Source organism: Mammaliicoccus fleurettii (genome assembly GCF_002018435.1).
Classification (GTDB): Bacteria; Bacillota; Bacilli; order Staphylococcales; family Staphylococcaceae; genus Mammaliicoccus; species Mammaliicoccus fleurettii.
In genome coordinates, this window is sequence record NZ_MWJM01000004.1 from 193,222 (window position 1) to 202,545 (window position 9,324).

Below are 9,324 nucleotides of genomic sequence, written 5' to 3' on the forward strand. Positions count from 1 at the left end.
TTATCCCTCCAGCTCATGCGCTATATAACCTTTGCCTACTTTCGTTTCTATCAAATCATTAAGTCCAATGTCTGTTAGTTTTTTCCTTAAACGATTCACATTAACAGTTAAAGTATTATCACTAACAAATTGTTCATCATCCCATAATGCTGTAATAATTGTATCTCTACTAACGACTTCATTCTTATGATTAAGCAATATTTCTAAAATAAACATTTCATTTTTAGTTAGAGAGATTTCATTATCATCTTTCTCTATAACATGTTTGCCATAATCTACTCGTGCTTTATTCCATAATTTAATTCTAGGTTCCTCTTTATTATATTGATAAACTCTTCTATAAATTGCCTGTAATTTAGCAACAAGTACTTCTGTATGAAATGGTTTTTGAATAAAATCATCTGCACCCAGTTCCATACTCATCACTTGATCCATTGGGTGATCTCTTGAAGAAAGAAACACGATAGGAATGTTAGATTGTTTTCTAATTGCTCGACACCAATAGAATCCATCATATTGTGGCAATTGAATATCGATGATAACCATATCAGGTTGTAATGCTTTATATTCTTCAAACACTAAGCCAAAATCATTTATACCATGTACGGACCAATCCCATTTTTCTAATTGGCTTATCATAGCTTTAAATAAAGTTTCATCATCCTCAATAATTAATAGTTTCATATACTATCCCTCTTACTTTGTATATTTTTTTATTTCTCCAGCCGTTGTTCGTAACTGAAAGTCTTTTATTCTACAATCCACTTCAAAGCCTTTCATCGTAACATTATGAATAGGTGCTTGAGATAAATAATAAATACTCCATGGTATTCTTGGTATATAGTTATATAAATGTACGATGAATTCATTCGTCAGTCTTAGCTTTCTAAATTCCAATACACCATTGTCTTCATACAAATTGACTACCAGTGCGCCTCCAACAACTTTAAACTGAATGAGATCCTCGTGAATACTTGGGGTAATTCGTTGTAATTTTAATAACGGATTACTTCTATGTTTAAAGTACACATTATACGTATCACCGATTAGTTCTGTAGTGACAAGGGTACCACTTGTTTCTTGTAACCATTCAAAGTAATATTTCACAACTTGTTCCATGTCCCATTCATATGGTATGGGCATTCTATCTACACTTCTTACATCATCAAATTTAGACTTTTGTAATTCTATAGAAACAGCTGGTCGTTTAATAGATTGCTCTGTAGCTTGAACTTCAATTCCTGTTGATTTTAATGTATCTATCGTTTCTTGATCAAATGGAGAACCGGTAATATAGATGATTTTCTTCACATTGTTTTCTTTACATGCTTTTGCCATATTATCACTAGCAAGTAAATTCAAATTCCGAGCTGTACTTTGTGTTAATTTTGCAGATTTTTTATTAGGATCTAAATAATAAATTGCAATGTCTATACCTTCCAAAGCATCAATCATATCCTTTAATACATAAATATCACATTTTCTCCAAGTGATATCCATGTCAATCATATCAGCTTCATACTTTGTAATCGTATATAGATTACCAACATCTTTTAATGTACTTATTAAATGCTTACCTATGTATCCTGAACCACCGGAAATTAATACATTCGCTTTCATTTTAAGCACTCCTTTGCATTCGGACTTTATATATGTGTTATAATATTTATAACTTATTGCATATTTACAATAAATATAACATTGTTTGTAATTTATAAATAGAAATAGGAGATATTTTATGAAAGAAATCATACGAGAAATTCGAATAAATGATGTTGAAAACTTTAATAAATTATTAGATAGCGTGATTAATCAATCAGAATATCTATTATTTAATCCAGGTGAACATCAAATTTCAATACAAAATCAAACTTTATTTCTAGAAGAAATGATTACAACAAGTAATTCTACTATAATTGTTGCCGAATTAAATGATGCTTTAATTGGTTATGTGACACTTCAAGGTGGAAGAACAAAAAGAAATAGTCACGCTGCTAAAATTGCTATGGGATTACTTCCATCTTTTAGAAACAAAGGTATCGGCTATAAATTGTTACAAGAAACAGAAGCATGGGCGGTAAGAAGACAACTTCATCGACTAGAATTAAACGTTGTTACCGAGAATGAACCTGCTTATCGTTTATATGAGAAATTTGGTTTCAAAGTAGAAGGCAAAAAAGAAGAAACGTTATATTTTAATGAAAAATTTTATGATGAATTTGTAATGGCTAAATTATTATAAAAAAAGACAAACTAATCAAGCAAAAGCTCGCTTAGTTTGTCTTTTTTATTTGTCTTTCTTTAATACCGTTTCTGATTCTTGAGTTGCATTATTCTCATAAGGTGACTGTTTCGTATTCGCACCTAGAAACATCATCACACTATTATAAGTCGTTTTAGACTCTTTTAAATTCATGTGAAATTGATATTGGTGACGCAAACCATGTGTACCATCAAAGAATGAAGTTGTTGTTTCTATACCTTGTTCGTTCAACACTTTATCAAATTCTCTATTTTGTGGATCAAATGGGTCAGCATCTCCAACCGTTAAAAATGTAGGTGGATAATACTTCGTTACTTGATCTACAGTAGATAATTGATTAATCTGGGCAAAGTTTCTTTCCCATTTTTTCGAACCTGTATAACTTGTCATAAATAAATCAATTCTAGGAAAATCAGTACTTCTTACGGTTTGCATATTATAAAGGCCACCAAATAGAATTGCGCCTCTTAAATACTCTTGTTTGATACTAGCTTTCATATCCATTTGCTGTTGTAACTTTGGATTTGTTTGAATAGCGACATATTGACTAGCTATTTGAGCTCCCGCTGAATCACCACCATAAAGAATTTGTTTATGGTCAATATTAAATTTATTTTTATATTTCAATGTATATTTAGTTGCTTGATCTAATTGATGTATAGGTGTAGGATATTGCGAATCTGGTGCTAAAGCGTAATTAACATTCACTATAACATATCCTTTTTCAGCAATTTGAGCCAAATATGGATTTTTTTGTCTTTTATCCCCTGCGATAAATCCACCACCATGCGTCCAAAATATGACAGGCAATTTTTCACCTTTTTTCATTTTTGAAGGCACAATAATATCCATTTGACTTTTTGGTGCAGAATGTCCATAACTTACATCCCGAATCAATTTCACTTTTTTATTATTAAGAAGTAATTGATTTGCTCTTTGCGCTTGCAATTGTTTTTCTTGTTGTTTATGTTCTTGATATTTATTAAAAATATAAAAACCACTTACAACAACGATGATCGCCACAATCAAAATAAACAACCGTCGTTTTTTCCTTTTCATATGTTCACTTCCTCATGTAAGAAGACAGTTTAACATATTCATTTATTTTATGCGATATGTTTTTTATTATCTTTTTTTCTCAATATATATTTAACGAGTATTGCACCGCATATAACTAAACCAATTACACCCATTGCTGGATAAAGTTTATCTATTAATGCAGAGAAACCTACAAAGCTTAATCCATATGCCAATAACATTGCGATGGTTAATAACAATACATATTTTTTTGAAAATGGTACCGTAAATCTAGCGGTAAATGAATACATTAACCCTAAAATTGTATTGTACATTACCATTAGCATAATAACCGACAGTGCTAAACCAACTATTGGTGATATAGTTCTAGCCAATGCTAATGTAGGGATTTCTACATCTTTAATATTAGGATATTCTGCTAATAGTCCTGAGTTAATCAGTGCTAATAATACTAAATAAATAACACCGCCAATAATTCCACCTAAACCTGAAATACGACGTTTATCAGCGTCTCCACCTATTGCAATTAACGTACTAAATCCTACAGAGAAAGCTAATCCTCCATAAATGAATCCTTGAGCAATACCCCAAAATAGACTTGGCTCTTCTACTGTACTATTTATTTCAGAAATACCAACATGTCCATTTATAAAGAAATAACCTGCAATGATAAGAATAATAATTATTAAGAATGGTGTTACTACACCTAAAGCTTTAACAATTTTATCAAAATCTAATAATAGTGTGATATAAATAACCACACACATAATTAAAGCTCCTAGCCATGTTGGCACACCAAAACTTTCTTGAAATGCAGAACCTGCACCAGCTATCATCGTGACAGATATTCCAAATAAGAAGAATATTAATACATAGTCTATAACAATACCTGCTTTACCAAACAAATAGTTGATAGTAGAGCTGTGATCATCAGCATCTAACGCAGTACCAATTTTTGCTACTTGTCGGCCAAAGAACGCTAGCATAATCCCTGAGATGATTACACCTAGATAGCCATACAAACCATAGTGTGTAAAGAATTTCATTACTTCTTGTCCTGTTGAAAATCCAGCTCCCACTACGACTCCGACATAAGCAAACCCTATTTTTGTTGCTTCTTTAACATTTGACACAAATCTTCCTCCTCATTTACTTGTTCAATATAGTGACATATACCCACTATCATAAAAACTATTCCAGTAATTAAAAAAAACCTCTTACAAAAGTAAGTGGTTTTGTAAAAACACAAATTTAGTTACGATTTTTCTTCCAATGATTTGCTATAGTTCGCTCTTGTAACTGTAAATCCTACAATTATTGCTAGAACTAATAACACAATACCAAACCAATAAGAATGATGTATACCCACTGTCATAGCATTATTAATTTGTTCTGTTGTTGGATTTTTAATACCTTGAAGTGCTGTAGTTTGACCACTATTCATAATACTCACAAATACAGCGATACCTAATGCACCACCAATTGGTTGTAACATATTTGAAACAGCTGTTCCATGTGGATACATTTCTTTAGGTATAGCATTTAAAGCATTTGTATTTGCAGGCATTAACACTGCAGAAATACTGATCATTAAAATAATATACACAACGACAAATACCCAAACGGATATACCCGGGTGAATTGTTGAATAAAATATTGAAACACATAATAATACAATCAAACCTGGTACAACGAGTTTTCTCGGTCCAATTTTATCAAATATTGCCCCCATAAATGGTGATAAGAAACCATTAAGTAGAGCGCCAGGTAATAAAATAAGACCAGCTATTTTAGCACTGAATCCCATAGGACCTTGTAAATACATAGGCATAACTATTTCAGATGCAAACATTGTCATAATAACTACAACAAATATAATGACACCTTTAGTATAGTTATGGTATTTAAACACTTTTAGGTCCAGTAGCGGTTCGTCTAATTTAAGTTGTCTAAATACAAATAAAGTCATCATAATTATACCAACAATTAACGTTATAAAGATTGATGGATTTGAGAATCCACCTTCTGTACTACTAACTGAAGATACACTGTAAATGATTGTTGATATACCTATTGTAGATAAAATAATTGAGAAAACATCAATTTTTGGTCTCGTTATTTCTCCTACATTTTGTAAATATCTATAGGCAAAAATAAAGGTGAACATCATGAATGGAATGACAATTAAAAATAACCATCTCCAACCCATATAGTCTACAATAACACCTGATAATGTGGGTCCTAGTGCTGGTGCAAACATAATCACTAAACCAAATTGCCCCATTATTTTCCCACGTTCATGCTCATTATATAACAAAAGCATTGCATTCATAACTGTCGGAATCATAAGTCCAGTTCCTGCTGCTTGAATCATTCTACCAACTAATAACATAGGGAAATTAATTGCTAAACCTGCTGTTAATGTCCCGATTGTGAAGACTGTTACTAACCCTAAAAATAACCTTCTCGTTGTAAACCATTGATTTACAACGGCAGACAGTGGCGTCAGTACACCCATTACTAACATAAAACCAGTCGCCATCCATTGAACAGTTGGCGCATCAACATTAAATACTGACATCAATTCTTTTAGTGCAATATTTAAAAGCGTCTCGTTTAAAATCATGAAGAATGTACCAACCAAAAATACAATCATGATGATTTTTCTTTTAACCTGATTATCCATTTGTTTCTCCTAATATTTGTTTTTGTAACTTTCCTATAATCCCATAAAAAATAAACCTAGTCAAACGACTAGGTTTATGCATTTTGAGAATTAGATAATTGTGAAAAATCTACTACAACTTTATCCATTCTCTTAGCAGTTTCTTTCATTATATTTCTAGCAACTTTATTATCGGGATCTATTTTAAGTATTTGTTTACTAATGTCAAATGCTTGCTTATCGGATAGCAAAGGTTCTGGAATTGCATGTAATAAAAGCATTTGCAATAAACTCTTCACTTCTTTATATTCTGTTAATATCATCGATCTTTCAGCATGATAATAAGCTGAGTAGAATGCACCATCATGCTCACTATATGGATAGACATGTAGCAAAAATGCTAAGTCATGAAGTTCACTTGTTTCTTCCTTCTTAATAGAATCTAATATAAAAGTATAAAACATTGTACTTTCTTCTTCGTGAGCTGCTGAAATGAAGTGTTCTTCAAATTCTAAGAAATCCACTTCGGACATCAATCTATATGCAGTATCAAATTCGCCACTTAATATATGACCTTTTATTAAATCTTTCATTTAATGTCCTCCTTCTCTCTTTTCAACATTCACTGTATGCTCATTTTTATAGTTAAAAATATTATAACACGTTTTGTAATAAATTACCTTTAAAACATTAAACCAAATTAAATTTTAAAATATAAATGGTGATGATATTTACATCGATGATTAAACCTTGATGCACAATGTGGGCATACTTCTTTTAGCATATAATCATTTATTGAAATTGTTTGTTTACATACACCACACAATATAGCATGTTCATCAAATTCACTTTTATCCCATCTTTTAAGTTCATGTTTTTCACATTCTTCATGACATTTATAGCAAGGATAAAATTTGTTACAACATTTAAATTTAATTGCAATGATATCTAGAGGTGTTTGATAATGCTCACATCTAGATTCATCATCTACTGTTAGTCCATATATAGTTACCATAATATCCTCCAAACATTTTAATAAAACAAAACATCTCACAATAGCATCTATTTTGTCAATTTATAATCATTTGACATAGATGACGATTTTTTATAGAATTAACATATGAACATATATTCATATGTTAGGAGAATAAAATGAGTACTTATAATATATTAGATGATGAAACATTGTTACTAGTGTCACAAACCTTTAAAGCATTAAGTGATCCAACTCGAGTAAAGATTTTACATTTACTTTGTACAGGCAGACACTCAGTCGGATGTATAGCAGAAACACTGTCACTTAGTCAATCTTCAGTTTCCCATCAATTGAGATTTTTAAAGAATCTTCGACTTGTTAAATTTGAAAGAGAAGGAAAGAGCATATTCTACTCAATTGATGATGACCACGTTATTCTATTTTTAAAACAAGCAATCGAACACGCTAAACATTAATTTAAATTGAGAGGTGTTTATATGGGACATGAACATCACGGACATGACCACAACCATGTTCATACAAATAATAAAAAAATATTGCTGATTTCTTTCATAATCATTACTTTATTTATGATTGTAGAAGTAATTGGAGGATATGTTACAAATAGCTTAGCCTTATTATCAGATGCAGGTCATATGCTTAGTGATGCAATTTCTTTATTTATTGCACTCATGGCTTTTAAATTCGGTGAACGTGTTGCAAATCAACATAAAACTTATGGCTATCGCCGTTTTGAAATACTCGCTGCTTTTATAAATGGAATTTTATTAATTGCTATTAGCTTATACATTTTTTATGAAGCAATCTCACGATTTATAAATCCACCTGAAGTAGCTTCAACAGGTATGCTCATCATTAGTACAATTGGATTAATCGTTAATCTTGTTATTGCCTGGTTAATGTTTAAAGGATCTGACACAAAAAACAATTTAAATATGCGTGGTGCTTTTATACATGTACTCGGAGATTTATTAGGGTCAGTCGGTGCAATAGTAGCAGCAATAATCATGATAATTTTCGGTTGGAAATTAGCCGATCCAATAGCAAGTGTTATTGTTGCTATGCTAATTATAAGAAGCGGATATGGTGTTACAAAATCAGCATTAAACGTATTAATGGAAGGAACACCATCAAATATCGATATACACGAAATTTCAGAAACAATCACATCACATCCAGAAATAATCGATGTACATGATTTGCACATTTGGTCTATCACAAGTGATCTAACAGCATTAAGTTGTCATGCAGTTGTAGATAGAGAAAAAACAGTATTAGAATGCGACAGTATAATAGAAGAAATTAACCATAAACTAAACCATAAATCCATACAACATGCTACTATCCAATTAGAAACATCAGACCATCAGCACGATAATTCTTTATTATGTTGTATGGATCAAACAGAACATGTTCATTAAACAATTAGAAAGGCTGGAACATTTAATTTGTCCCAGCCTCTCATTGTATGGTTTTGATTTTGAGGATGTCTTCGTGCGTTTTGACTGGATTTGAGCTGAATCGCACGATATCTTTGGAGTCTTCGTGCGTTTTGGCTGGATTTGAACTGAATCGCACGATATCTCTGGAGTCTTCGTGCGTTTTGACTGTATTTGGAATATGTCCATATAATTGTGTAATAAAATAAGAGCCATATATAGCTCACTTTAGTACAATGTAATCGACGAAGAAAAAATTGTAGAGGTGACTATATATGACTCAATTAAATATTAACGTAGACTTTGAAGAATTGGCAAGTGCTATATTTGAAAGTAACTTAAATACAGCTATGAAAAGTATTGCTGTATCTGTCTTAAATGCTTATATGGAGATGGAAAGAGACCAGTATGTAAATGCAGATTTCAAACAAAAGAATCCTAAAAGGATTGCCCAACGAAATGGCTACTACGAACGTGATTTTATGATGCCTGTTGGTAAAATTCATCTGAAAGTGCCTAGAACACGTGATGGTGAGTTTACAACTGACGTTTTCGAACAGTACACACGCTCTGATCAATCTCTTATTTTAGCTATGATGGAAGCTTATATTAATGGTGTTTCAACTCGGAATATCACGAAGATTGTCGAGGCTTTATCAGGGGAATCTGTATCGAAATCAACGATTTCTGAAGTAATGAAAAATATAGATCCTGATATTCAAGAATGGGCAAGTAGACCCATTACGAATCATCAATATAAGTATGTGTTTGTTGATGCTATGTATATAAAAGTTAGAGAGAATAATAAAATAGTATCCAAGGGTGTTTACACCGCAATGGGTATTAATGAACTTAGACAGCGTGAAATTATTGGCTTTAAAATTTCTAATCAAGAATCTGAAAAGGCTTGGTCTGAATTTTT

At 31.5% G+C, this 9,324-nt stretch carries 11 protein-coding genes; 4 read left to right on the forward strand and 7 right to left on the reverse strand.

The genetic code is table 11. The features are described from left to right. Together B2G86_RS05245 and B2G86_RS05250 are read right to left on the reverse strand one after the other, a co-directional pair. On the reverse strand, positions 1-684 hold the full coding sequence (locus tag B2G86_RS05245; protein WP_078357081.1) for a response regulator transcription factor: 684 nt from the start codon (positions 682-684) through the stop codon (positions 1-3). A 12-nt stretch (positions 685-696) separates the two neighbouring features. Then, positions 697-1,620, reverse strand: coding sequence for an NAD-dependent epimerase/dehydratase family protein (locus B2G86_RS05250; protein WP_078357082.1), 924 nt, complete (start codon positions 1,618-1,620; stop codon positions 697-699). A 118-nt stretch (positions 1,621-1,738) separates the two neighbouring features. Here B2G86_RS05250 and B2G86_RS05255 point away from each other — a divergent pair, with 118 nt between their 5' ends. Next, positions 1,739-2,242, forward strand: a complete 504-nt coding sequence (locus tag B2G86_RS05255; RefSeq protein WP_078357083.1) for a GNAT family N-acetyltransferase — start codon at positions 1,739-1,741, stop codon at positions 2,240-2,242. Positions 2,243-2,287: 45 nt separating this feature from the next. On the opposite strand, the gene B2G86_RS05260 is transcribed toward B2G86_RS05255, so the two are convergent. From B2G86_RS05260 to B2G86_RS05280, 5 genes are all read right to left on the reverse strand, one after another. After that, positions 2,288-3,322, reverse strand: coding sequence for an alpha/beta hydrolase (locus tag B2G86_RS05260; protein WP_078357084.1), 1,035 nt, complete (start codon positions 3,320-3,322; stop codon positions 2,288-2,290). 47 nt (positions 3,323-3,369) lie between these two features. After that, positions 3,370-4,434, reverse strand: a complete 1,065-nt coding sequence (locus B2G86_RS05265) for a YkvI family membrane protein (protein ID WP_078357085.1) — start codon at positions 4,432-4,434, stop codon at positions 3,370-3,372. 122 nt (positions 4,435-4,556) lie between these two features. Continuing rightward, complete coding sequence (locus tag B2G86_RS05270; RefSeq protein ID WP_078357086.1) at positions 4,557-5,987, reverse strand: MDR family MFS transporter; 1,431 nt, start codon at positions 5,985-5,987, stop codon at positions 4,557-4,559. A 74-nt stretch (positions 5,988-6,061) separates the two neighbouring features. After that, positions 6,062-6,559, reverse strand: a complete 498-nt coding sequence (locus B2G86_RS05275; RefSeq protein ID WP_078357087.1) for a hypothetical protein — start codon at positions 6,557-6,559, stop codon at positions 6,062-6,064. Positions 6,560-6,666: 107 nt separating this feature from the next. After that, complete coding sequence (locus tag B2G86_RS05280; protein ID WP_078357088.1) at positions 6,667-6,981, reverse strand: CHY zinc finger protein; 315 nt, start codon at positions 6,979-6,981, stop codon at positions 6,667-6,669. Positions 6,982-7,118: 137 nt separating this feature from the next. Here B2G86_RS05280 and B2G86_RS05285 point away from each other — a divergent pair, with 137 nt between their 5' ends. The 3 genes from B2G86_RS05285 to B2G86_RS05295 form a co-directional block, all read left to right on the forward strand. Next, a complete protein-coding gene (locus tag B2G86_RS05285; protein ID WP_078357089.1) occupies positions 7,119-7,418 on the forward strand; it encodes an ArsR/SmtB family transcription factor in 300 nt (99 codons plus the stop codon). Positions 7,419-7,439: 21 nt separating this feature from the next. Further along, the gene (locus tag B2G86_RS05290) at positions 7,440-8,384 is read left to right on the forward strand and encodes a cation diffusion facilitator family transporter (RefSeq protein WP_078357090.1); all 945 of its coding nucleotides are present in this window, start codon (positions 7,440-7,442) and stop codon (positions 8,382-8,384) included. 293 nt (positions 8,385-8,677) lie between these two features. Further along, positions 8,678-9,324, forward strand: a 647-nt coding sequence (locus tag B2G86_RS05295; RefSeq protein ID WP_198931318.1) for an IS256 family transposase, incomplete at its 3' end; no start/stop codon positions are given.